Raw genomic sequence first — 21591 nt, forward strand, 5'->3', positions numbered from 1 at the left:
ACTTGGTTTTTGACGGGTTTAGTCCTATAGGAAGACCGACGCGAGAATGTCAAGTCGCCTCCGTCTTCACTAGAAAGACACATCTAACCGAAATATAACAACTTTTTTAAATAGTTCCCTTGATTTTAGTACAATTCGCTTGTCATATCAAGCGGTTGAACGGGGAAAGACAGAAAGTTTCAGGAGTCCGCATTGCTGCTCACAAGCGAGATCGTCACCAGTTCGAACCAGGCCATACGGGCCGGTGGAGCGCACCTGTTCTGGTCAGGCAACATCCAAGAATCACTCAGGAATTCCATCACCGAGTTCGGCCAGTCCGCCCCGGTCCTGGTGCGCGAAACCGAGCGCGGCCTGGAACTCGTGGCGGGCGCTTCCCGGCTGGCCCTGCTGACCGAGCTGAACCGCCCGGTCCTGGCCCGGCTGGTGGAAGCCGAATCCCCGGTGGAACTCGGCCTGCTCTACCTGGCGGACAACGCCCACCGCGAGCCGGACGACGCCATGCGCATGCGGGCGCTGCGCTACTTCGCCCCGCACCTGGACCGCAACGGACTCGAGCGGGACATCCTGCCCCGGCTCGGCGTGCGGCCCAAGTCCAAGGACGGTCGGCTGCTCCTCGACTGGCTCGCCCTGCCCGGAGCGTGGCAGGACCTGCTGGCCGGTGGCAACGTTCCCCTGGCCGCCGGGACCGTGCTGGCGCGGATGACCGACGCGGACCGCGACGCGGTGGTCGGGCTGTTCGGCTCCCTGTCCTGGTCCCGGTCCAACGCGGTCAACGTCCTGACCTGGCTGTTCGAGGCCGGGCGCATGACCGGCGCATCCGTGACCGAGGTCATGAAACGGGCGTCCATGCACTCCATGCTGGGCGGAGACCTCTCTCCCAAGGACGCCATCGCAAGGCTCTGCGCGGCTGCCCGCCAGGCGCGCTACCCGGAGCTGACCCGGCTGCGCGACCGGTTCGACGGCGCGGCCCGGGCCGTGACCGCCGGGACCCGCTGGCGGCTGACGCAGCCCGACAATTTCGAGACCTCCGGGGCCGAGCTGACCCTACGCATCAAGGACGCGGACCAACTGGCCGCTGCGGTGGAGGAGCTCAACGGGATGGCCGGGGCCCCGGCCTGGAAGGACGTGTTCAATCCGGGCGGCGACGATGCCTAGCCTGCCCCGCCACCTGCGCAGGATCGGCCACGTGTTCGTGGACGAGTCCATGATCGACGCCCCCATGACGCACCGCGTGCGCGAACGGCTGGCCGAGGGAGGCCGGGCGGACATCCCCTGGACCGTGGTCCCGCCGGACCAGGACCGGGTGGAGTTCGACCGGGGCGAGACCCAGGCCCTGTACCTCAAGGAGTACAAGGGAAAATTTCTGCGTTTCTGCCCCGGCACCCGCGCCTACCACTGCTGCGGCTACCGGATCATCCACATCGGCGAGAACTGCCCCATGGCCTGCTCCTACTGCATCCTCCAGGCGTACTTCCAGGACCGGGTGCTCAAGATCTGGGCCAACCAGGACGCCTTGTTCCGCGAGCTGGCCGACGGATTCGGGGCGGACCGCAACACCCGCTACCGGGTGGGCACCGGCGAGTTCACCGACTCCCTGGCCCTGGAGCACCTCACGGGCTACAGCCGCAACCTGGTGGAGTTCCTGGAGGACTACGACAACGTGGTGCTGGAACTGAAGTCCAAGGTGGTGGACCTGTCGTGGATGGAGGGGGCCACGCGCACGGACCGGGTCCTCCCGGCCTGGTCCCTGAACGCCCCGTTCATCAACGAACACGAGGAGTTCGACGTCTCCACCCTGACCGAACGGCTGGAGGCCGCGCGGACCTGCGCCGAGGCCGGGTTCCGGGTCTGCCTGCACTTCGACCCGATCATCCGCTTCGACGGCTGGCGCGAGGGGTACGCGGAGATCATCGACCGCATCTTCGACTTTGTTCGGCCGGACCAGATCGCCTACATGTCGCTGGGCTCCTTCCGCTGCATGCCGCAGCTCAACCCGATCATCGAGGACCGGTTCCCGGAGACCAATTACATATATAATGAGTTCGTGCCCGGCCTGGACGGCAAGGTGCGGCTCCTCCGCCCCCTGCGCGTGGAGCAGTTCAAGTTCATGGTCGACCGGCTGCGCAAGCACGGCATGGAAGAGCAGCTCTACTTCTGCATGGAGTCCACCGGGGTCTGGAACGAGGTCTTCGGCTACGCGCCCCCGGACTTCGGCGGACTGGGCAAGCGGCTGATGGCGCGGGCGTTCGGCGAGTGACGCCAGACCGGCAAAAGAGGAGACGACGTGCCGCACCACAAGGAAGCTTCCCTGTACACCACCTACTTCGACCGCTACCAGCGATTCCGAGCCGTGGCGGATCTACTGAGCGGTCTTGAACGCGCCCCCAACGGGCTGCTGATCCTGGATGTCGGAGGATTCGACGGGGAGTTCGCCAAGTTCCTGCCCGGCGACCGCGTGCGCCCCTGGGGGGAACTCATCCGGCCCGAAAACGGCCCCCTCCCCTTCAAGGACGGCTCTTTCGACGTGGTCGTGGCCCTGAATGTCCTGGAGCACGTCATTCCCGAGGAGCGGCCATTCTTCCTGGCTGAAACCGCTCGCGTGGCATCCCGCGCCCTGGTCCTGTCCTTTCCGGTCCACGAGGCCTCCGAGGTCGAGGAGTTCGTCCTGGGGCTGACCGGCAACCCCTGGCTGGCGGAACACCGAATCTTCGGCCTGCCCAGGCCCGCAGACGTGGAAGCCGTTCTCGACACCCTCGGGCTCGACCACACCCGCCATCCCAACGCCAGCCAGGCGTCCTGGATGGCCATGCACCTCATGATGCACCGCCTGCGCGAGGACCTGAAGGAAAAGGTCAGCGAGTTCTTCAACCGACGCTACTTCGAATTGGAGAACCGCGAGCCAGCCTACCGCGCCATCTATTTCTGCACTCCGGCGCGGGGGTGAGCCGCCCGAATCCGCCCCCCGGCCTTTGGGGCAAGTCGGCGAAACAACCATCTTCCCCCTTGCCAAGCGCGGCGCATTGCGTTAAGTACCCCCGACTTTAAATTCACACATCCCGCCCATAACTCCGGGTGGTCCGTGATGGCACGGGCTCCTTATTGGACCGCGGGATGGACGAAAAACCCAGGAGATCATCATGGCTTACGTTACTATGAAGCAGATGCTGGAGACCGGCGTCCACTTCGGCCACCAGACCCGCCGTTGGAACCCCAAAATGCGCCCCTACATCTTCGGCGCCCGCAACGGCATCCACATCATGGACCTGCAGCAGACCGTCAAGATGTTTGCCACCGCCCATGACTTCATCGTCGACACCGTCGCCAAGGGCGGCAAGGTGCTGTTCATCGGCACCAAGCGCCAGGCCCAGGAGGCCGTCAAGGCCGAGGCCGAGCGCGCCGGCATGTACTACGTCACCCACCGCTGGATGGGCGGCACCCTGACCAACTTCCAGACCATCAAGAAGTCCATCGACCGCCTGAAGAACCTCGAGCAGATGTTCGAGGACGGTTCCATCTCCCGCTACACCAAGAAGGAAGCGGTGGGCATGAACCGCGAGGTCAAGAAGCTGAACCTCGCCCTCGGCGGCATCAAGGACATGAACGACGCCCCGCGCGCCGCCTTCGTCATCGATCCCAAGCGCGAGCAGATCGCCATCCAGGAATGCCGCAAGCTCGGCATCCCGGTCGTGGCCGTGGTCGACTCCAACTGCGATCCGGACATGGTCGACTACATCATCCCCGGCAACGACGACGCCATCCGCGCCATCAAGCTGTTCGCCACCCACATGGCCGACGCCTGCCTGGAAGGCGCCGCCATGCAGAAGGACTACGCCGCCAATGCCAAGGCCGAGGGCAAGGCCGAAGCCGCTCCCCAGGCCGCCGCAACCGAAGAAAAGGTCGAGGCTCCCGCCGAGGCCCCTACCGAGGAGAAGGAATAATGTCGATTACCGCTGCCCAAGTTAAAGACCTGCGCGAGAAGACCGGCGCGGGCATGATGGATTGCAAAAAGGCCCTGACCGAGTCCGGAGGCGACGAGGAAAAGGCCGTCATGTACCTGCGCGAGAAGGGTCTGTCCAAGGCCGCCAAGAAGGCCGGACGCGCCACTTCCGAAGGTCTGGTCACTCCCTACGTTTCCGCCGACGGCAAGACCGCCGTCATCGCCGAGCTGCTCTGCGAGACCGACTTCGTGGCCAAGGGCGACGACTTCGTGGCCTTCGCCAACGGCCTCTCCGAGAAGATCGCCGGCCTGGACGTGACCTCCGGCAACGCCGAGAACCTGCCCGCCGATGTCGCGGACGTGACCGACCTGATCGCCAAGCTGGGCGAGAACATGGGCGTCGGCCGCTTCGCCAAGGTGACCACCGACGGCGTGCTGGGCGTGTACATCCACTCCAATAACAAGCTGGGCGTCATCGTCGAGCTGACCGGTACCGACGACGCCGAGGTCGCCAAGGACGTTGCCATGCACGTGGCCGCCATGAACCCGGCCTGCATCTCCCCCGAGGAACTCCCCGCCGAGACCCTGGAGAAGGAGAAGGAGCTGTACCTGAAGCAGGCCATGGACGAGGGCAAGCCCGAAGCCATCGCCGAGAAGATCGTCATGGGCCGCCTGAACAAGTTCTACAAAGACGTCTGCCTCATGGAGCAGGCCTTCATCAAGGACGACAAGCAGACCATCAAGCAGATCCTCAAGGGCGGCACCGTCGCCAGCTTCCACCGTCTGGCCCTCGGCGAAAACGCCGGGTAGCCTGACTGCCTAAAAAATGAAAACGGGCCTCACGGCCCGTTTTTTTTGTCCGGAAAACGTGCTATCGCCTTTGGGCGTGACCGATTCACAACCTCAAGAACTACACGCAGGGGAACCAATGACCAAGACGCGTTACTCGCGGATTCTACTGAAACTCAGCGGCGAAGCCCTGGCCGGGGACCAGCAGTTCGGCATCCAGCCGGAAGCCATCGGCCAGTTCGCCAAGGAGATCGCCGAAGTGGCCGCCACCGGCCTGCAGATGGCGCTCGTCATCGGCGGCGGCAACATCTTTCGCGGCATGGCCGCCTCGGCCAAGGGCATGGACCGCGCCCAGGGCGACTACATGGGCATGCTGGCCACGGTAATGAACGCCCTGGCCGTCCAGGACGCCCTGGAGAAGAACGGCTGCGACACCCGCGTCATGACCGCGCTGTCCATGGCCGACGTGGCCGAGCCGTACATCCGCCGCCGGGCCCTCCGCCACATGGACAAGGGCCGCGTGGTCATCTGCGCCGCCGGCACCGGGAACCCCTACTTCACCACCGATTCGGCCGCCGCCCTGCGGGCGCTCGAGCTGAAATGCGACGCCATCTTCAAGGCCACCAAGGTGGACGGCGTGTACGACAAGGACCCGGCCAAGTTCGACGACGCGGTCAAATTCGAAACGGTCTCGTACATGGAAACCCTGGAAAAGCGGCTGGGGGTCATGGACTCCACGGCCATTTCCATGGCGCGGGACAACAACCTGCCGATCATTGTCTTCAACCTGTACAAGGAAGGCAACATCCGCAGGGCCGCCAATGGTGAAAACATCGGAACCACTGTTCAAGGAGACTAAGATGCAAACCGTACTCAACGACGGCAAGAAACGGATGGCCGGGGCCATTGGCGCCCTGGACAAGGAATTCGGCAAACTGCGCACCGGACGCGCCACCACCGCCCTGGTGGATACCATCGTAGTGGACTACTACGGCACGCCCACGCCCATCAGCCAGCTTTCCTCCGTGTCCGTCCCCGATTCCAAGACCATCACCATCCAGCCCTGGGACAAGGGCGCGTTCGGTGCGGTGGAAAAGGCCATCCAGACCTCCGACCTGGGACTGAACCCGGTCAACGACGGCAAGATCATCCGCATCTCCATCCCGCCGCTCACCGAGGAGCGCCGCAAGGAGCTAGTCAAGGTCGCCAAGAAATACACCGAGGACGCCAAGATCGCCATCCGCAACGTGCGCCGCGACATGAACGACGCCCTGAAGAAGATGGAGAAGGACAAGGAAATCTCCGAGGACGACCTGCGCCGCGGCGAGGGTGAGGTCCAGAAGATGACCGACGAATACGTCAAGAAGGCCGACGACGTCGTGGCCGCCAAGGAAAAAGAGATCCTCGAAATCTAACGGGTCCTCCACTTGACCAAGACCAACATCCCCACCCACATCGCCATCATCATGGACGGCAACGGCAGGTGGGCGCAACAGCGCGGGCTGCAGCGGACCGACGGCCATCGGGCCGGGACCGAGGCGGCCCGCGCCGTCGTCACCCGCTGCCGCGAGCTCGGCGTGCGCCATCTGACCCTCTACACCTTCTCCAAGGAGAACTGGTCCCGTCCCAAGGACGAGGTCCGGACCCTGTTCGACCTGCTGACCACCTTTCTCAAGCGCGAGGAGATGAGCCTCAGGGAGCAGGGCATCCGGCTCAACGTCCTGGGTGATATCGACGCCATGCCCCTGGCCGTGCGCCAGGTGCTCAAGCACGTCATGCGCCGGACCGCCGAGTGCGAGGACATGACCCTCAACCTGGCCCTGAACTACTCGGGCCGCGACGAGATCGTCCGCGCCGCCAGGAGGCTGGCCGCCAAGGGTCTCTCCCCGGAGGCAATCACCGAAGAGACCTTCGCCGCCGAGCTGTGGACCGGGGGCCAGCCCGATCCGGACCTGGTCATCCGCACCAGCGGCGAACTGCGGCTCTCCAACTACCTGCTCTTCCAGTCCGCCTATGCCGAATTCTATTTCACGGACATCTACTGGCCGGACTTTTCCCCGGCGGAACTGGACCGGGCCATCGAGGACCTGAACGGCCGCCAGCGGCGATTCGGCAAAACCGGGGACCAACTCGACGCGGGATAGGGAAAAAACGGCCCGTTGCGCCGGGGCGATTGCCCCCGACCGCCAAATAGCGTACAGAAAATTGACTTGAACCGACCCTGAAGACACCATTAACCGCCGAAACCGATTATGGATATTTCCCCGCACAAACAACGAATCGCCACCAGCATCGGCCTCGCCGTCCTCCCCGCCCTGGCGCTGATCTTCCAGGGATGGGTGCTGTTCGCGGTTCTCGCCCTGTTCAGCGTCCTCACCCTGTGGGAATTCTACTCCATGTTCCGGCCGGTACAGTCCATGGCCGCCTTCAAGGCCCTGGGCGCGGTCTTCACCCTGCTGCTCATGGCCGCCTACACCACCGGAGACAGCCGCTGCCCGGCCATGGCCATGGCCGCGGCGTTCTGGGCGGCGGGTATGGTCTTCCTGGTGCGCTACAACAAGGACGTGACCGCGTCCTACCGCCACGCGGCCATCTTCCTGGCCGGGCTGTTCTACATCCCGCTCAACTTCCATTTCCTGCTCTATTTCGACCGCTTGGAGATTCTCCTGGTGATCGGCGCGGCCGCCGTTTCCGACACCGCCGCCTTCTATGCCGGGACCTTGCTCGGCAAACGCAAGATCTGGCCCAGGATCAGCCCCAAGAAATCCTGGGCGGGGTCCATCGGCGGCCTGACCGCTTGCATGGGCGCGGCCCTGGCCTACGGCATGGCCTTCGGCCTGGAAGGCACGGCATGGTGGAAGTGGCTGCTCCTCGGCGCTGCCCTGAACATCGCGGCCCAGTTCGGCGACTTCTTCGAATCCGCCCTGAAGCGGTCCCTGGACATCAAGGATTCCGGGGTCATCCTGCCCGGCCACGGCGGCCTGCTCGACCGCGTGGACAGCCTGCTCCTGGTCATTCCCTGCTACGGCCTGATCTCCCTGTTCCATCCCTTCTTCCAGTAGCGGACCGCCGGGAGTCCTACGTGCAATCCTACATTTCCCCCTGGCCCGAAACGGTCGAGTGCCCGCCCTTCCCGCGCGCCCTGTCCATCCTCGGGGCCACCGGCTCCATAGGCGACTCGGCCCTCAAGGTGGTGGCCAAGCACCCGGACCGGTTCACGGTCATCGCCCTGGCGGGCGGACGCAACGGCAAAAAGCTGGCCGCGCTGTGCAACCGCTTCCAGCCGCGCTACGCCGCCGTGCTCGACGAGGCGGCGCGCGATGCCTTTCTGGCCCACGTCGACGACGCCGGGCGCACCGAGCTGCTGGTCGGCCCGGACGCCTTTGTCCGGCTGGCCGCCCTGCCCGAGGCCGACCTGATCCTCTCATCCATCGTCGGGGCCGCCGGTTTCGAGCCGACCCTGGCCGCGGCCCGCGCAGGCAAGATGATCGCCCTGGCCAACAAGGAATCCCTGGTCCTGGGCGGCCACCTGATCCGCGCCGCCTGCGCCGAATCAGGCGCGGTCGTCCTGCCCGTGGACTCCGAGCACAACGCCCTGTTCCAGGGGCTGGCCGGACACGGCTCGGACGAAGAGCTGAAGCGCCTCATCCTGACCGCGTCGGGCGGGCCGTTCCGGGGACGCGACGCCGCGTTCCTGTCCACGGTCACCCGCGACCAGGCCCTGGCCCATCCCAACTGGGACATGGGCGCCAAGATTTCCATCGACTCCGCCACCCTGATGAACAAGGGACTGGAGTTGATCGAGGCCTGCCACCTTTACGGGCTGCCGCCGGACATGGTCTCGGTGGTGGTCCACCCGCAGTCCATCATCCACTCCCTGGTGGAGTACGTGGACGGCTCCCAGCTGGCCCACCTGGGCAATCCGGACATGCAGGTACCCATCGCCCACTGTCTGTGCTACCCGGAGCGGGTGGCCGTGGACGTCCCGAGGCTCGACCTGGCCAAGGTCGGCAGCCTGACCTTCGAGGAGCCGGACCTCGCGGCCTTCCCCTGCCTGCGGCTGGCGCGCGAGGCGTTCGACGCCGGGCCGAGCCACCCCATCGTGCTCAACGCGGTCAACGAGGTGGCGGTGGACGCCTTTCTCAAGGAGCGCATCGGGTTCCTCGACATCCCGGCCATGATCGAGGCCGGACTTGACCGCCACGCCCCGGTGGACGTAACCACTCCCGAAGCGGTGCTGGCCCTGGACCGCGAGGTCCGGAGGGAAACCGAGTCCCGGCTCTAGCCAAGGCCCGGATAATGGTTATAGTTACCAAGGCCGCATATCCAACTCATCAACGCGGCCCCAAGAGGAATTCATGATCACGAGCATCATCGCCATTGTCCTGGTCCTGGGCGGTCTCATCTTTTTCCATGAACTGGGCCACTTCGTGGTGGCCCGCATCTTCGGCATGGGGGTCAAGGCGTTCTCCCTCGGCTTCGGGCCGAAACTCGCCGGGTTCACCTCCGGCCAGACCGACTACAAGCTCTCCCTGATCCCGCTGGGGGGCTACGTGGCCCTGGCCGGCGAGCAGGGCGAGGACGAGCCGGACTTCCCGGACGACAAACTCTTCTCCAACCGCCCGGCCTGGCAGCGCCTCTGCGTGGTGGCAGCCGGTCCGTTCTTCAATTTCCTGCTCGCCTTCCTGATTTACTGGTTCCTGGGCCTGGCCCAGGGCCAGGCGGTGGTCCTGCCCCTGGTGGGCGGCGTCCTGCCCGACTCCCCGGCCGCCGAGGCCGGGTTCGTCAAGGACGACCTGGTCACGGCCATCGACGGCGTGCCCGTGGACTCCTGGACCCAGATGGTCGAGACCATCCGCGCCGCCGAGGGCAAGCCTCTGGTCGTGGAGATCGACCGCGCCGGGCAGGTGCTGACCCTGACTGTGACCCCCAAGGTGAACACCTACAAGAATTTGTTCGGCGAGAACGTCACCGTGCCCATGGTCGGCATCAATCAGGCGGGCCAGGTGCGGTTCGAGCCCATCGACGGCATCGGCTTCGCGGGCGCCCTCCAGAACACCTGGTACATGTCCAAGGTGGTGGTGAAGGGGTTCGTCTCCATCCTGGAGCGGCTCATCCCCGTGGAATCCGTGGGCGGGCCGATCATGCTCGCCCAGATGGTTCACCAAAGCGCCCAGAGCGGGTTCTTCGACCTGCTCGGCATGATGGCGCTCATCTCCATCAACCTGGCGATCATCAACCTGCTGCCCATCCCGGTGCTGGACGGCGGGCACATCCTCTTCTTCGGCCTGGAGATCATCTTCCGCCGCCCGCTGAGCGACCGCTGGAAGGCCATGTCCATGCGCGTGGGGCTGCTCCTCCTGCTGCTGCTCATGTCGCTGGCCATCTTCAACGACGTGCGCAGGCTCCTGTCCTAGGGGGAAACCGACGTGGCCGTACCCCAGACCATCGTCCCGCGCGACCTGACCCTGGCCCTGGCCGGGGCCGAGGAACGGCTCCAGATCGTGCTCGGCCTGCCGGAGGGCGACGGCCACACGCTGCTCGCCTCCCGCCAGTGGACCGTGCCGGGCCAGTCCGTGCGCTTCCTGATCCCCGGGCTCAAGGCCGTGCTGGACGAGTTCGGCATCGACGCCTCGGCCATCAGCCGCATCGGTTGCGTGCGCGGCCCCGGCAGCTTCACCGGGCTGCGACTGGTCCTGGCCGCGGCCGAGGGCATCGCTGCGGCCCGCTCCCTGCCTTTGGCGGGCATGGACCACCTGCCGCTGCTGGCCGCCGGTCCCGGCCCCCTGCTCTCCGGCCCGCTCCACGTCCTGACCTACGCCCGGCGCGGGCTGGTCTACATGCAGTCCTTCAACTGCCCGGACCTGGCCGAGATCGCGCCCCTGGACGCCCTGTCCCTGGACCAGGCCGCCGCGCGCATGGCTGCAATCGGCCCCGCCGCGCACCTCGTGGGCAGCGGGTTGCGCAAGAACGGGGCTTTCTTCGCCGAGCTGGCCGAAACCAACCCCGGCTACCGGCTCCTGGGCGCGAACTTCGACAATCCGACCCCGGAGGTCCTGCTGGCCGCCGCCTGCCGGGCCGAGTATTCCCGGGAGTCCATCGAGCCCATCTACGTCCGCCCCTCGGACGCCGAGGCCAACCTGGACGAGATCGCGGCCAGGAGGGGCCTGGACCCGGTTGACGCCCGGCGCAAACTCGACGCGCTGCGCAACACCTAGCCGCCTTCACTCGACTTCGCCCCGGTTGCCAGACGCCCCCGGTTGCGGGTAACGTCCGGTCCCATGCAGACCCATCCCGTCCTCCTCGAAGTCTTCAAGAACCGCTTCTCCTCCATTGCCGAGGAGATGGGCGTCACCCTGACGCACACCGCCTTTTCCCCGAACATCAAGGAGCGGCGCGACCTGTCCTGCGCGATCTTCGACGCGCGCGGCGACATGATCGCCCAGGCCGCGCACATCCCGGTGCACCTGGGGTCCATGCCCCTGTCGGTCCAGGCGGCCATGCGCGCCATGGCCGACAGCGGCGGGTTCGAGCCGGGCGATATGGTCATGCTCAACGACCCGTTCAAGGGCGGCACCCACCTGCCGGACATCACCATCGTGGCCCCGGTCTTTGCGGAGGGGAAGGCCGAGCCCGTCTTCTTCGTGGCCAACCGCGCGCACCACGCGGACGTGGGCGGCATGGCCTCCGGGTCCATGCCCCTGTCCACCTCCCTGTTCCAGGAGGGGCTGATCATCCCGCCGGTACGCATCGTGCGCCGGGGCGAGCCGGACCAGGAGCTCATGCGGCTAGTGCTGAACAACGTGCGCACCCCGCTGGAGCGCGAGGGCGACTTCGCGGCCCAGTTCATGGCCAACGTCACCGGGGTCCGGCGCATGACCGAATGCATCGAAAAATACGGCCTGGACACCTGCGTCCACTACGGCCGCGCGCTCATGGATTACTCCGAGCGCGTCACCCGGCTGGCCGTGGAGGCGATTCCGGACGGGACCTACGATTTCGAGGACTTTCTGGACGACGACGGCCAGGGGACCACGGACATTCCCGTCCGGCTGACCATGACCGTCAAAGGCGACGCGGCCCGGCTCGACTTCTCGGCCAGCGGCGACCAGGTCCGGGGCAGCGTCAACGCGGTACGGGCCATCACCCTGTCCGCCGTGCTCTACTGCTTCCGCGCCCTGGCCGGGCGCGACATTCCGGCCAACGCGGGGTGCATGCGCCCGCTCACGGTGGTCACCCGGCCCGGGTCCATCGTGGACGCCGAATTCCCGGCCGCCGTGGCCGGGGGCAATGTGGAGACCTCCCAGCGGCTGGTGGACGTCATCCTCGGCGCGCTCTCAAAAGCCATGCCCGAGCGCATCCCGGCGGCCAGCCAGGGGACCATGAACAACCTGACCATCGGCGGCCAAACCGAAGCCGGCCCCTTCGCCTACTACGAGACACTGGCGGGCGGCATGGGGGCGGGGCCGGGCGGGGACGGCGAGTCCGCCGTACACTCGCACATGACCAACACCCTGAACACGCCTGTGGAGGCCCTGGAATACGCCTACCCCTTCCGGGTCCGCGAGTACGCCGTGCGCCGCGACACCGGGGGCAGCGGCGCGCACCGGGGCGGTGACGGGCTGGTGCGCGAGATCGAGCTCTTGGCCGACGCCGAGGTCACGGTCCTGTCCGAGCGGCGGGTGCGCCCGCCCTTCGGGACAAACGGAGGCGCGCCCGGAGGGCCGGGGCGCAACACGATCATCCGCGACGGCCTGGCCGAGGAACTGCCGGACAAGTTCCACCGCGCGCTGCAAAAGGGTGACCGAGTGCGCATGGAGACGCCCGGAGGCGGCGGCTTCGGTCCCGAAAAACCGTGACGGTTTCAGCGATACCGGAAAGTTGATACGCTCCGGCCACCGGAACGCCCTCACCCTGTAACCTGCCGGGGATAGAGGAAACTCCAGATAAGGAGTTGCTCTCATGGCCCCCATACGCGTCCTGTTCCTCTGTCACCTCAACAGCGGCCGCACCCTCATGGCCGAAGCCTATCTCCGGAGGCTGGGCCGGGGATTGTTCGAAGCGGCAAGCGCCGGCTTTTCCTCCGCCGCACCGGGGCCGTTGGTGATCGAAGTCATGCGCGAAGCGAACTTCGACCTCTCAGCCCGTCCGGCCGCCGACGTCCGGGACCTGATCCGGGAGCACCCGCCGTTCCACTACGTCATCACCACCTGTTCGCCTGAGCTATTCGGCGAGGTCCCCGCCTTTCCTGGCGAAGTTGCCCGCCAGCACTGGGGATTCCCCGACCCCGCCCTGATCACCGGCTCGCCCGAGGAACGGCTTGCCGCCGCCCGCACCATCCGCGACGACATCCGCGCCCAGGTCATCCGCTTCGTCCACGAACTTACCCTGTAGAGAGCGGCCCCCAGGGGGACATTGACGAAAACAAGAAAGGCCGGTCTTGCGACCGGCCTTAAATATTCCTCCGGTGTACCGTCGATCATGTGACTGATGCTGAAACGGCTCCGGAAGAACATGTGGGGGGCATGGTTACGGCGTGAGCCTCTGGGTCGTGTTCTCGATCTGCCTGCCGAGCGGGGTCTGCAGGGAGATCTCGCGCTCCACCTTGGTGATGCCCTTGAGCACCGTGGAGTGCTTGCGGCCCAGCCGCTCGCCGATGGACTTCAGCGACATCTCCGTGTGCTTGCGGGCCAGGTAGAAGGCGGTGTTGCGGGCCAGGACCACGTCGCGCTTGCGGCTCTTGGAGCGCAGGTCCTCCTCGGACAGGCTGTAACACTTGCAAACGAACTCGATGATGTGGGCGATGTCCGGGGAGGCGTTGTGCACCGCATAGTTTTCGAGCACCTCCCAGGCCAGGTTCATGGTCACCGCGCGGTTGAGCAGCCGCGCCTTGAGCACCAGGTTGTTCAGGCAGCTCTCCAACTGGCGGATGTCGGTGGTGATCCGCTCGGCCAGGAGCTCGGAAACCTCCACCGGGACCGCGACCTGCATGCGCCGGGCCTTCTCCAGGAGAATCCTGCGCCGGGTTTCCATGTCGGGCCGGTTGATGTGGGCCAGGAACCCGGAGCAGAACCGCGACACGAGCCGGTCGTCCACCTTGGAAAATTCCTTGGGCATGAAGGAGCTGGTCAGGACCACCTTGCTGCCGCGCTCGCGCAGGGCCGTCAGGGTGGAGAGCAGCTCCTCCTGCATCTTCTCCTTGCCCTGGAAGAAATGGACGTCTTCCAGCAGCAGAACGTCGATGGACTCGCGGAACAGGGACTTGAACTGGTCCACCTGGCCGCCCTTGAAGGCGAGCACCCAGCGGGTGGCGAACTCCTCGGAGGAGAGGCAGGCGACCTTGATGTTCTTGCGGTTGGCCGTGCGGCACAATTCGTTGCCCACGGACTGGAGCAGATGGGTCTTGCCCAGGCCGGGACCGGAACTGAGGAACAGGTGGTCCGACTGAAAGGCGGTGGACCCCATGGACTTGCTGGCCGCGCAGGCCAGCTCGTTGGACGGGCCGACAACGAAGTCGTCGAAGGAGAAACGCCAGTTGGAGACCGTCACGGGCTTGATGGTCTGGCCCAGCGGCAATCCCATGTGCCGGGGGGCCGGTGCCGCGACGGCCGGTTTTTTGCCCACCGGGGCAGCCGCCTTGGCGCCGGGATCGCGCGGTCCGATGTTGATGGTGATGCGCGGCTCCCCGCCGAGCACTTCGGCGGCGGACTCGCGGATGACCTGGAGCAGACGGTCGCGGACCCAGTTGGCCACGAACTCGTTGGGGGCGGTCAGGGTGAGACGGTTTCCGTCCACACGGCCGCCCAGCGGCTTGATCCAGACAGTGAAGAGACCGGGGTTGAGGCTCTTTTCGAGCGAGTAGAGTATTTGCTTCCAGGCAGTGTCGATCATGTTGAGTGAGATAGTTTAACGTCTTGAAAGTCTCAATTCGTATTATTCAATGTAAAGGCCAAGGCCCAAGCAGGTTTTTGACAGCGGACGAAACACTTAACGCTATGAAATCATTTGAATTATAATAAAACCCTGAGCGGGCCGCCTTTTTCGGGCCAAGGGGGTTGAAACACCGGTGTAACAAGGGTTTTGCGGCTCTCAATTAAATCTAGAAAATGGCAGTTTAAACAGTTGTGGAAAACTTTATCCACAGTAGTAGACATGTTTTTCGTCACACCCCTGACCATTTCACTCTTTTTCTTCTCCTCTACATTAATTTTGTGACAGACCATTCCCTACCGGATAGGGGCCTGATTTCCTATTGACTGAATAACCACTTGTTTTCTCTGGCAAAAACAAAACAACAACCATTCCTATCCGGGTTCACCGTGCGAAACCGGGACAGAGTCCGGGGCCAAAACCCACGGTTTCCAAGGGTTGGCACGGAACCGCCCGTTTGGAACAACAGCAACATCCCAGTTTAAAATGAAAAAAAATGGATGTTACGAAAACATGAAGAGGGACGCGGGCTCCAGAGCGCGGGAAAAAGTCCCGGCCTTGGGAAAAAATTCTTTAAGGACCGTTACGAAATTACCCGATGGTTTCGCGGGTGGGATATTTTCCGCACGCGAATTTCGGGGATTCCGGGCAATAACCGAGCTGCTCGCAGCGGGCGCCGCCGTTCTTGAAGATGGCGGGCAGCTTCTCCTTGCAGAGTTCGAGCATGGCGTCGGCCAGGGCCCTGACCTCCCACTGGGCGCGGTTGCAGCAGCGCAGATGGAAAAAATGGTGCAGGCTGCGGCAGTTCATGGTCATGACGATCTTGGTCTCGGCGGCCTGGGGCAGGACGAAGCGGGCGTCCTCGTTGGCCTTGGTCTTCCGTCCGTGGGCCACCAGGATGTCGCGCAGGTCGTTGTAGGCGGACTGGACCTCGGCCATGAACGATTCGAACCGCTCGCGCGCCTCGGGGATCTTGGCGAAGGCCGGGGGCAGGATGTAGTCCATGTCGCTCTCGGCCACGTACCGCTGGCTCTGCTGGGAATAGGAGGCGATGCGGTGCCGGACGATCTGATGGGAGCACGCCCTGGAGATGCCCTCGATGGCGAAGGTCAGGGAGACGTGCTCGATGGGGCTGTCGTGGCCGGATTCCATGGTCTTGGCCACGAAGTCCGCCTGGACCTCGGGATCGATCTCGCCGGACAGGAGCCGCGGCCACATGTCGGCCACGAACCCGGCGTGGTAGCACTGGCGGAAGGCGGCGTAGATGAGGGACAGGGCATCGGGGGTCACGGCCAGACATTCGACCCTGAGTTTCTTTTCCGGCATGTATGGTACTCCAATAATGATATGTATGGGGAACGGCGCGGCTCGCCCGCGACCGGGTCCGAAAGACTACATGAAAGGGCGGGGGCTGTCATCCGCCTCTCCCCGCCCGGACGGGCTTCCCCGGCCCGGGCCGGGCTAGTAGCCGATCTTCTCCAGAGCGTCTTCCACCAGCTCCGCAGGTGCCTGCGATCCCTGGAGAATGAAGTGGAGCGCGCTGTAGAACACCGGCTCGACCACGGCCAGGCGGGCCGACAGGTCGCGCCACAGCCCCTCAACGTCCTCCACCCCGTCGCGCTCGGCCACCCGGCCGGAGAGCAGCCTGGTGTCGGCCAGGAGATAGAACACCTTGCCCGCGCCGTGGACCAGGTGGCGGACGTCGTCGTGGTCCACCAGCCCGTCGTCCAGGACGATGATCGCCCCGCTGCCCGCCAGTACCTCGGCGGTCTCGGCGGGTGTGGCCGGAACGAGCACCGGCTTGCCCGTGCGCTCGCCGAGCAGCCGGGCCAGCTCGTTGCGGCCCGATCCCGGCAGGCCGAGCAGGACCACGTTGCCGGTATCGCGCCAGCCGTCGGCATAGTCTTCGCGCTTCTCGCCCTTGATGAACCGTTTTTCGGCCCCGGCGTCCTCGATTTCCTGTACCTCGTTGATCAGATATTTGGCCATGCGCGCCTCTCGCGGTTAGAGTTCCCTTTGCCGCGCCGACATTATCAAGTAGGGTGGCCTCAGGTAAACCTTAAAGCGAACCGACATGCCCAAGGAACTGATCCATTTCAAGATAGCCGAGACGACCGCGGCCCGGCTGGCCGGGACGCGGTTCGAGCCGTGCCTGCACCATTGCCCCGCCGGGCTGCTCCTGGGCTCGGTGCTGCACGACGTCTTCTTTTACGCCGCCCTGCCGCGCGCCCTGCCCATGGCCAAGGTGGGCCACAGGATTCACGGGGCGGGCGGCGAGGACACTTACGCCCTGCTCCGGCTCCAGGCCCGGCGCGCAGCCGCCGGACCGGAACGGAACCTGCCCGCAACCTTGCTCATCGGGCTGGCCGCCCACCTGGAGGCGGACACGGTCATGCATCCCATGGTCTGGCACCTGACCGGCGACTACTACGCGCCAACGCCGAAGGAAAGATCCCTGGCCCGCCAGCGCCACCGCGCTCTGGAATCCCTCATGGACATGGTCGCCTGCCCGGAGATGCTCGGCCGCCCGCTCTACCTGGTGCGCAACCAGGTGTTGAGCCTCGGCCCGGCCCTGTTCGACGCCCTTCCCGTGGACGGCCTGGCCGATATGGCAGGCATCGCGCCCACCCGGGCGGCGTCCGCCCTGAGTTCGGCGCTGGGCCTGTTCGGACGGCTCCAAGGGCTGTTCCCCCGCCGGGGGCTGGCCCGGACGCTGCACGCCGCCTGGCCCTGGCTGCCCAACGCGGCGCGGGAGATCGCGGCCCTGTTCTACGCCCCGCAATGGCTGGCCCAGGCCGGGCTGGTGGAGGGAGCGATCCGCTGGGCCGACCCGCTGTCGGGCGAGCCGCAGGAATCGACCCTGGCCCTGCTCATGGAGCGCGCTGCGGACCGGGCCGCCGCGCTGTGCCGCAGGCTGGAACCCATGGTCTTCGACGGCGCGCCCGGCCCCCTGGACGGACCGGGACCATCCCTGGACTCCGGCAGCCCCGGGTCGGCCACCACGGCCATGCACCACGTCGCCGCCCACCCGATCCCGAAGCTTCCGCAACAAATGCGCTGACATGGTTGCCCTGACGCCGCAAATATCCTAGGCTTCCACAAGCCAGAAAATTTCATCCAGGAGTTATCATGAAGAAATACATCCTCATCGGCGCCGGCGCGCTGGTCGTCGCCATCGTCACCATGGTCGTCCTCGTCATTCTCAATCTCGGCGATCTGGTGAAGACGGCCGTGGAGAAATTCGGGCCGCCCATCACCAAGACCGAAGTCCGCCTCGGCGCGGCGGACATCTCGATCCTGAGCGGCTCGGGCACCCTGTCCGACTTCTACCTCGGCAACCCCCAGGGATTCACCATGCCCAGCGCCGTGGAGTGCGGAACCATCCGGGTCAAGGTCGTTACCGACTCCCTGACCACCGACCGGATCATCATCGAAGAAATCTATGTCGACAGCCCGGTCATCAGCTACGAGAAGCGCGGCAACACCGACAACTTCAAGACCATCGTCAACAACATCCAGAAGACCGTGGCCGGAGAGAAGAAGCAGGAAGCCAAGGCCGGAGAGACCGAAACCGGGGCCGAGAAGAAGATCCAGATCAACAACTTCATCGTCAGGAACGGCAGGATCAACCTGGGAGGCTCCCTGGTCGACGTCTTCGGCGACAAGGGGGTGGGCATCGCCCTGCCGGACATCCACATGAAGGACATCGGCAAGGAGAAGGAAATCACCCCGGCCGAGGCGTTCGCCCAGATTCTCGGCGAGATGACCGGCGACGTGACCGGCACCGTGACCGAGGTGGGCAAGCAGCTCACCGAGGCCCTTGGCAAGGCGGCCAAGGGCGCGGGCAAGGCCGTGGAAGGCGCGGGCGAATCCGTTGGCGGCGCCATCAAGGGGCTGTTCGGTTCAGAGTAACTCCGCTTTATCAGCCATTGCGGGCCGCCCCGGTTGGACCGGGGCGGCCCTTTTTTCGCCCGAAACAGCCCGATCCAGACCGCCCCACCCTTGCCGGGCGCGCGCCAAATGGAGTACTGACCTATCCATGCCCACCGCTCCCTACACCGCCGAACCCGTCCTAAAGGACGGCGCGCTGGCCGACATCCGCATCCGCATTCAGGGCAAGACCTGGCACCTGTGGGGCCGCAGCGGGGCCGAACGCGAGGAGCGGCTGGCCGACGAAGTGCCGCAGGGCGCACTGCCCGTGCTCCTCGGGACGGGCTTGGGCATCTGCCTGGAGCGGCTGGCCGGAAAGGGTATCGAGGCGGCGGTGGTGGACCGGGAGCGGGACATGCGCGCCCTGCTGCCCCCCGGAGCAGCGCCCTCCCTGCTGGTGGACGACCCGGACCCGGCGGCCGCCCTGAAGCGGCTGGAGGCGTGGCGGGCGGATCGCGGCGGCGGGCCGCTGCATCCGGTGGTCCTGCCCCTGTACCAGCGGCTGGACCGGGAGTACTACGGCGCGCTGGCCGAGACCCTCAAGGCGGGCGCCAGCACGGACTTCTGGTCCCTGGCCCGCTACCCCAAGTTCCGCTCAACCGCGCCGCGCGTGCTTTTCTTCGACTCCGACTATTTCCTGTGCCGCGAGATCAGGGCCGGACTGGACCGGATCGGCGCGTCCCACCGATCCATCGTCCTGGAGGACCGCGAAACCGGCAGCAGCGCGTTCATCGAAAACCTGCTCAAGGCGGTCATCGACTTCCGCCCGGACTTCGCCCTGACCGTCAACCACTTCGGCCTGGACCGCGAGGGCAAGCTGGCCGGACTGCTGGCCGACCTCGGCCTGCCGCTCGCCTCCTGGTTCGTGGACAACCCGCACCTGATCCTCTTCGACTACGCCCACCCCGGCGCGGACAATACCGCCATCTTCACCTTTGACGCGGGCAACCTGGACGCGATGCGCGAACGTGGATTCGGAAACGTCCATTACCTGCCCCTGGCCACGGACCCGGAGCGGTTCCGGCCCGGCGCAGGCCGCGGACCATCGGAATGGAGGGCCCCGATCTCCTTTGTGGGCAGCTCCATGACCGGCCCGGTGGACAGGTGTTTGGCCCTGGCCGGGCTTCCGGACAGGCTGGCGGAAGAATACGAAACCGTGGCCGCGGCCTTCGGCGCGTCCGGCGAGACCAGCGTGGCCCGGTTCCTTGAGCGCGAACGGACCGACTGGACGCGGGAAATCACCGCCCTGCCCACAAGGGAACGCAGGCTGGCTGCCGAGTCCCTGCTCACCTGGGAGGCCACCCGCCGATACCGGCTGGCCTGCGTGCAGACCATCCTGCCCTTCGACCCGCTGGTGGTGGGCGACGACGGCTGGACCGGCCTGCTCGGCGCAGGAACGCGGCTCCTGCCTCCGCTCGACTATTACGACGACCTGCCCCGCTTCTATCCGCTGTCGGAAATCAACTTCAACTGCACCAGCCGCCAGATGAAGGGCGCGGTCAACCAGCGCGTCTTCGACGTTCCGGCCTGCGGCGGATTCCTCCTGACCGACCACCGCGAGCAGATGGAAGACCTCTTCGACCTGGACCGCGAGGCCGTAACGTACCGCGAACCGCAGGACATCCCGGAGCTGGTCGAGCGGTTCGCCGCCGCCCCCGACGCGCGCCGGGCGGTCAGCACCGCCGCACGGCGACGCATTTTGGCCGAGCACACCTACGAGCGCCGCCTGGCGAACCTCGTGGAGACCATGCGCGCCACTTTCGGCTGATCCGGCCGCCCCGCGATTCCCCTGTCTCCTCCGGACCATGGGTACCCTTCCCCTCCGAAACGGGCCGCACTTTGCCGCGTTCCCGACGGTTCTCCTCCGCCGCCGTTCTTACGCGCGTAATAAGGTATGAAAAAAAACATTTAGCCAGCCTAAAGTTTTCTCAGGCCGAGCCGATGAAGAGGGCAACACACGAAGGTTTGTCCGGCCAAATCCAATATCGGCCGGATTGAAAACCTAGGCATGGAAGCCAAAACAATTTCAAGGAGGAAATTATGTCCCTGGTTATCAACCACAACATGATGGCGATGAACGCGTCTCGCAACCTGGGTGTCTCTTACGGCAACCTGGAAACGTCCACTCGGCGCCTGTCCTCGGGTCTGCGCATCACCCAGGCGTCCGACGACGCCGCCGGTCTGGCCGTCCGCGAGCTCATGCGCTCCGACGTCAGCTCCCTGCAGCAGGGCATCCGCAACGCCAACGACGCCATCTCCCTCATCCAGACGGCTGACGGCGCTCTCGGCGTTATCGATGAAAAGCTGATCCGTATGAAGGAACTGGCCATGCAGGCATCCACGGGTACCTACAACTCCGACCAGCGTCTGATCATCGACTCCGAGTATCAGGCCATGGCTTCGGAAATCACCCGTATCGCCAACTCCACGGACTTCAACGGCATCTACCTGCTCAACGGCGCCCTCTCCGGCACCCACGACGGTTCCGGCCTGAAGGCCACCGGAAAGCTGAAGGTCCACTTCGGAACCGGTAACGACAGCTCGGAAGACTACTACTACATCGAAATCAACTCCGCCACCGCCTCCGCCCTCGGCGTCGGCCTGGCCGCTGGTTCCGGTGCCGGTGCGTCCATCTCCACGCAGCAGCTGGCCCAGCAGTCCCTCGATGTCCTGAACAGGGCCATCATCTCCAAGGACAAGATCCGCGCCAACCTCGGTGCCCTGCAGAACCGCCTGGAAAACACCGTTACCGTTCTGGAAATCCAGGCCGAAAACGTCCAGGCCGCCGAATCCCGCATCTCCGACGTCGACGTCGCTTCCGAGATGACCGAGTTCGTGCGCAACCAGATTCTGACCCAGTCCGCAGTCTCCATGCTGGCCCAGGCCAACAGCATGCCGAGAATGGCCCTGTCCCTGATCGGCTAGTCACGAATCGCTTCGCCATAGGCGACTTTCGGGCCGGACTCCTTCCTGGGGTCCGGCCCCTTGTTTTAACTGGACTTTTT

The 21591-nt window shown here is 65.3% G+C and carries 21 protein-coding genes; 18 read left to right on the top strand and 3 right to left on the bottom strand.

The window, feature by feature from the left end; translation table 11 throughout:
* Window positions 1-192: 192 nt before the first annotated feature.
* From AWY79_RS14240 to AWY79_RS14305, 14 genes are all read left to right on the top strand, one after another.
* The gene (locus AWY79_RS14240) at window positions 193-1155 is read left to right on the top strand and encodes a ParB N-terminal domain-containing protein (protein WP_066805351.1); all 963 of its coding nucleotides are present in this window, start codon (window positions 193-195) and stop codon (window positions 1153-1155) included.
* Window positions 1148-2257, top strand: a complete 1110-nt coding sequence (locus tag AWY79_RS14245; RefSeq protein WP_066805354.1) for an SPL family radical SAM protein — start codon at window positions 1148-1150, stop codon at window positions 2255-2257. The genes AWY79_RS14240 and AWY79_RS14245 overlap by 8 nt, the downstream gene beginning before the upstream one ends.
* A 27-nt stretch (window positions 2258-2284) precedes the next feature.
* Window positions 2285-2944, top strand: coding sequence for a class I SAM-dependent methyltransferase (locus AWY79_RS14250; RefSeq protein WP_066805356.1), 660 nt, complete (start codon window positions 2285-2287; stop codon window positions 2942-2944).
* A gap of 193 nt (window positions 2945-3137) precedes the next feature.
* Window positions 3138-3938 (top strand): 30S ribosomal protein S2, encoded by an 801-nt coding sequence (gene rpsB / locus AWY79_RS14255; RefSeq protein WP_066805359.1) that lies wholly within the window; start codon window positions 3138-3140, stop codon window positions 3936-3938.
* Window positions 3938-4747: a translation elongation factor Ts gene (tsf, locus tag AWY79_RS14260; RefSeq protein WP_066805361.1), complete on the top strand. Its 810-nt coding sequence runs from the start codon at window positions 3938-3940 to the stop codon at window positions 4745-4747. Before rpsB ends, tsf begins: the two co-directional genes overlap by 1 nt.
* A 118-nt stretch (window positions 4748-4865) precedes the next feature.
* Window positions 4866-5585, top strand: coding sequence for a UMP kinase (pyrH, locus tag AWY79_RS14265; protein ID WP_066805364.1), 720 nt, complete (start codon window positions 4866-4868; stop codon window positions 5583-5585).
* 1 nt (window position 5586) lies between these two features.
* Complete coding sequence (gene frr / locus AWY79_RS14270) at window positions 5587-6141, top strand: ribosome recycling factor (RefSeq protein WP_066805367.1); 555 nt, start codon at window positions 5587-5589, stop codon at window positions 6139-6141.
* A 12-nt stretch (window positions 6142-6153) separates the two neighbouring features.
* Window positions 6154-6870 carry a polyprenyl diphosphate synthase gene (gene uppS / locus AWY79_RS14275; RefSeq protein WP_066805369.1) on the top strand — a complete coding sequence of 239 codons (717 nt, stop codon included), beginning with the start codon at window positions 6154-6156 and terminating at the stop codon, window positions 6868-6870.
* 108 nt (window positions 6871-6978) lie between these two features.
* Window positions 6979-7788, top strand: coding sequence for a phosphatidate cytidylyltransferase (locus tag AWY79_RS14280; RefSeq protein ID WP_066805372.1), 810 nt, complete (start codon window positions 6979-6981; stop codon window positions 7786-7788).
* Between the two features lie 20 nt (window positions 7789-7808).
* Window positions 7809-9011 carry a 1-deoxy-D-xylulose-5-phosphate reductoisomerase gene (locus AWY79_RS14285; RefSeq protein ID WP_066805374.1) on the top strand — a complete coding sequence of 401 codons (1203 nt, stop codon included), beginning with the start codon at window positions 7809-7811 and terminating at the stop codon, window positions 9009-9011.
* A gap of 73 nt (window positions 9012-9084) precedes the next feature.
* Complete coding sequence (gene rseP / locus AWY79_RS14290) at window positions 9085-10143, top strand: RIP metalloprotease RseP (protein WP_066805376.1); 1059 nt, start codon at window positions 9085-9087, stop codon at window positions 10141-10143.
* 12 nt (window positions 10144-10155) lie between these two features.
* Entirely contained in the window at window positions 10156-10944 is a 789-nt protein-coding gene (tsaB, locus tag AWY79_RS14295) for a tRNA (adenosine(37)-N6)-threonylcarbamoyltransferase complex dimerization subunit type 1 TsaB (protein WP_066805378.1), read from the top strand.
* A gap of 63 nt (window positions 10945-11007) precedes the next feature.
* Window positions 11008-12585: a hydantoinase B/oxoprolinase family protein gene (locus tag AWY79_RS14300; RefSeq protein ID WP_066805381.1), complete on the top strand. Its 1578-nt coding sequence runs from the start codon at window positions 11008-11010 to the stop codon at window positions 12583-12585.
* A gap of 103 nt (window positions 12586-12688) precedes the next feature.
* Window positions 12689-13120, top strand: a complete 432-nt coding sequence (locus AWY79_RS14305; RefSeq protein ID WP_066805383.1) for an arsenate reductase/protein-tyrosine-phosphatase family protein — start codon at window positions 12689-12691, stop codon at window positions 13118-13120.
* Between the two features lie 135 nt (window positions 13121-13255).
* Here AWY79_RS14305 and dnaA read toward each other — a convergent pair whose 3' ends face one another.
* From dnaA to AWY79_RS14320, 3 genes are all read right to left on the bottom strand, one after another.
* On the bottom strand, window positions 13256-14617 hold the full coding sequence (dnaA, locus tag AWY79_RS14310) for a chromosomal replication initiator protein DnaA (RefSeq protein WP_066805386.1): 1362 nt from the start codon (window positions 14615-14617) through the stop codon (window positions 13256-13258).
* A gap of 630 nt (window positions 14618-15247) precedes the next feature.
* Entirely contained in the window at window positions 15248-15982 is a 735-nt protein-coding gene (thyX, locus tag AWY79_RS14315) for an FAD-dependent thymidylate synthase (protein WP_066805388.1), read from the bottom strand.
* A 135-nt stretch (window positions 15983-16117) separates the two neighbouring features.
* Window positions 16118-16645, bottom strand: a complete 528-nt coding sequence (locus AWY79_RS14320; RefSeq protein ID WP_066805389.1) for a hypothetical protein — start codon at window positions 16643-16645, stop codon at window positions 16118-16120.
* 85 nt (window positions 16646-16730) lie between these two features.
* Between AWY79_RS14320 and AWY79_RS14325 the strand changes: the two genes are divergently transcribed.
* The 4 genes from AWY79_RS14325 (at window position 16731) to AWY79_RS14340 (ending at window position 21511) form a co-directional block, all read left to right on the top strand.
* Window positions 16731-17717 (top strand): zinc dependent phospholipase C family protein, encoded by a 987-nt coding sequence (locus AWY79_RS14325; protein WP_066805391.1) that lies wholly within the window; start codon window positions 16731-16733, stop codon window positions 17715-17717.
* A gap of 68 nt (window positions 17718-17785) precedes the next feature.
* The gene (locus AWY79_RS14330) at window positions 17786-18568 is read left to right on the top strand and encodes an AsmA family protein (protein ID WP_066805395.1); all 783 of its coding nucleotides are present in this window, start codon (window positions 17786-17788) and stop codon (window positions 18566-18568) included.
* Between the two features lie 127 nt (window positions 18569-18695).
* Window positions 18696-20354, top strand: a complete 1659-nt coding sequence (locus tag AWY79_RS14335; protein ID WP_066805398.1) for a CgeB family protein — start codon at window positions 18696-18698, stop codon at window positions 20352-20354.
* Between the two features lie 272 nt (window positions 20355-20626).
* On the top strand, window positions 20627-21511 hold the full coding sequence (locus AWY79_RS14340) for a flagellin N-terminal helical domain-containing protein (RefSeq protein ID WP_066805402.1): 885 nt from the start codon (window positions 20627-20629) through the stop codon (window positions 21509-21511).
* The last annotated feature ends 80 nt before the right edge of the window (window positions 21512-21591 follow it).

The organism is Pseudodesulfovibrio indicus, assembly GCF_001563225.1.
Taxonomy (GTDB): Bacteria; Desulfobacterota; Desulfovibrionia; order Desulfovibrionales; family Desulfovibrionaceae; genus Pseudodesulfovibrio; species Pseudodesulfovibrio indicus.

What these genes read in the sequence shown, in the direction of transcription:
- AWY79_RS14245 (WP_066805354.1), top strand. Translation starts at nt 1,148, where the DNA reads ATGCCTAGCCTGCCCCGCCACCTGCGCAGGATCGGCCACGTGTTCGTG.
- rpsB (WP_066805359.1), top strand. Translation starts at nt 3,138, where the DNA reads ATGGCTTACGTTACTATGAAGCAGATGCTGGAGACCGGCGTCCACTTC.
- tsf (WP_066805361.1), top strand. Translation starts at nt 3,938, where the DNA reads ATGTCGATTACCGCTGCCCAAGTTAAAGACCTGCGCGAGAAGACCGGC.
- pyrH (WP_066805364.1), top strand. Translation starts at nt 4,866, where the DNA reads ATGACCAAGACGCGTTACTCGCGGATTCTACTGAAACTCAGCGGCGAA.
- frr (WP_066805367.1), top strand. Translation starts at nt 5,587, where the DNA reads ATGCAAACCGTACTCAACGACGGCAAGAAACGGATGGCCGGGGCCATT.
- AWY79_RS14280 (WP_066805372.1), top strand. Translation starts at nt 6,979, where the DNA reads ATGGATATTTCCCCGCACAAACAACGAATCGCCACCAGCATCGGCCTC.
- rseP (WP_066805376.1), top strand. Translation starts at nt 9,085, where the DNA reads ATGATCACGAGCATCATCGCCATTGTCCTGGTCCTGGGCGGTCTCATC.
- AWY79_RS14300 (WP_066805381.1), top strand. Translation starts at nt 11,008, where the DNA reads ATGCAGACCCATCCCGTCCTCCTCGAAGTCTTCAAGAACCGCTTCTCC.
- AWY79_RS14305 (WP_066805383.1), top strand. Translation starts at nt 12,689, where the DNA reads ATGGCCCCCATACGCGTCCTGTTCCTCTGTCACCTCAACAGCGGCCGC.
- dnaA (WP_066805386.1), bottom strand. Translation starts at nt 14,617, where the DNA reads ATGATCGACACTGCCTGGAAGCAAATACTCTACTCGCTCGAAAAGAGC.
- thyX (WP_066805388.1), bottom strand. Translation starts at nt 15,982, where the DNA reads ATGCCGGAAAAGAAACTCAGGGTCGAATGTCTGGCCGTGACCCCCGAT.
- AWY79_RS14320 (WP_066805389.1), bottom strand. Translation starts at nt 16,645, where the DNA reads ATGGCCAAATATCTGATCAACGAGGTACAGGAAATCGAGGACGCCGGG.
- AWY79_RS14325 (WP_066805391.1), top strand. Translation starts at nt 16,731, where the DNA reads ATGCCCAAGGAACTGATCCATTTCAAGATAGCCGAGACGACCGCGGCC.
- AWY79_RS14330 (WP_066805395.1), top strand. Translation starts at nt 17,786, where the DNA reads ATGAAGAAATACATCCTCATCGGCGCCGGCGCGCTGGTCGTCGCCATC.
- AWY79_RS14335 (WP_066805398.1), top strand. Translation starts at nt 18,696, where the DNA reads ATGCCCACCGCTCCCTACACCGCCGAACCCGTCCTAAAGGACGGCGCG.
- AWY79_RS14340 (WP_066805402.1), top strand. Translation starts at nt 20,627, where the DNA reads ATGTCCCTGGTTATCAACCACAACATGATGGCGATGAACGCGTCTCGC.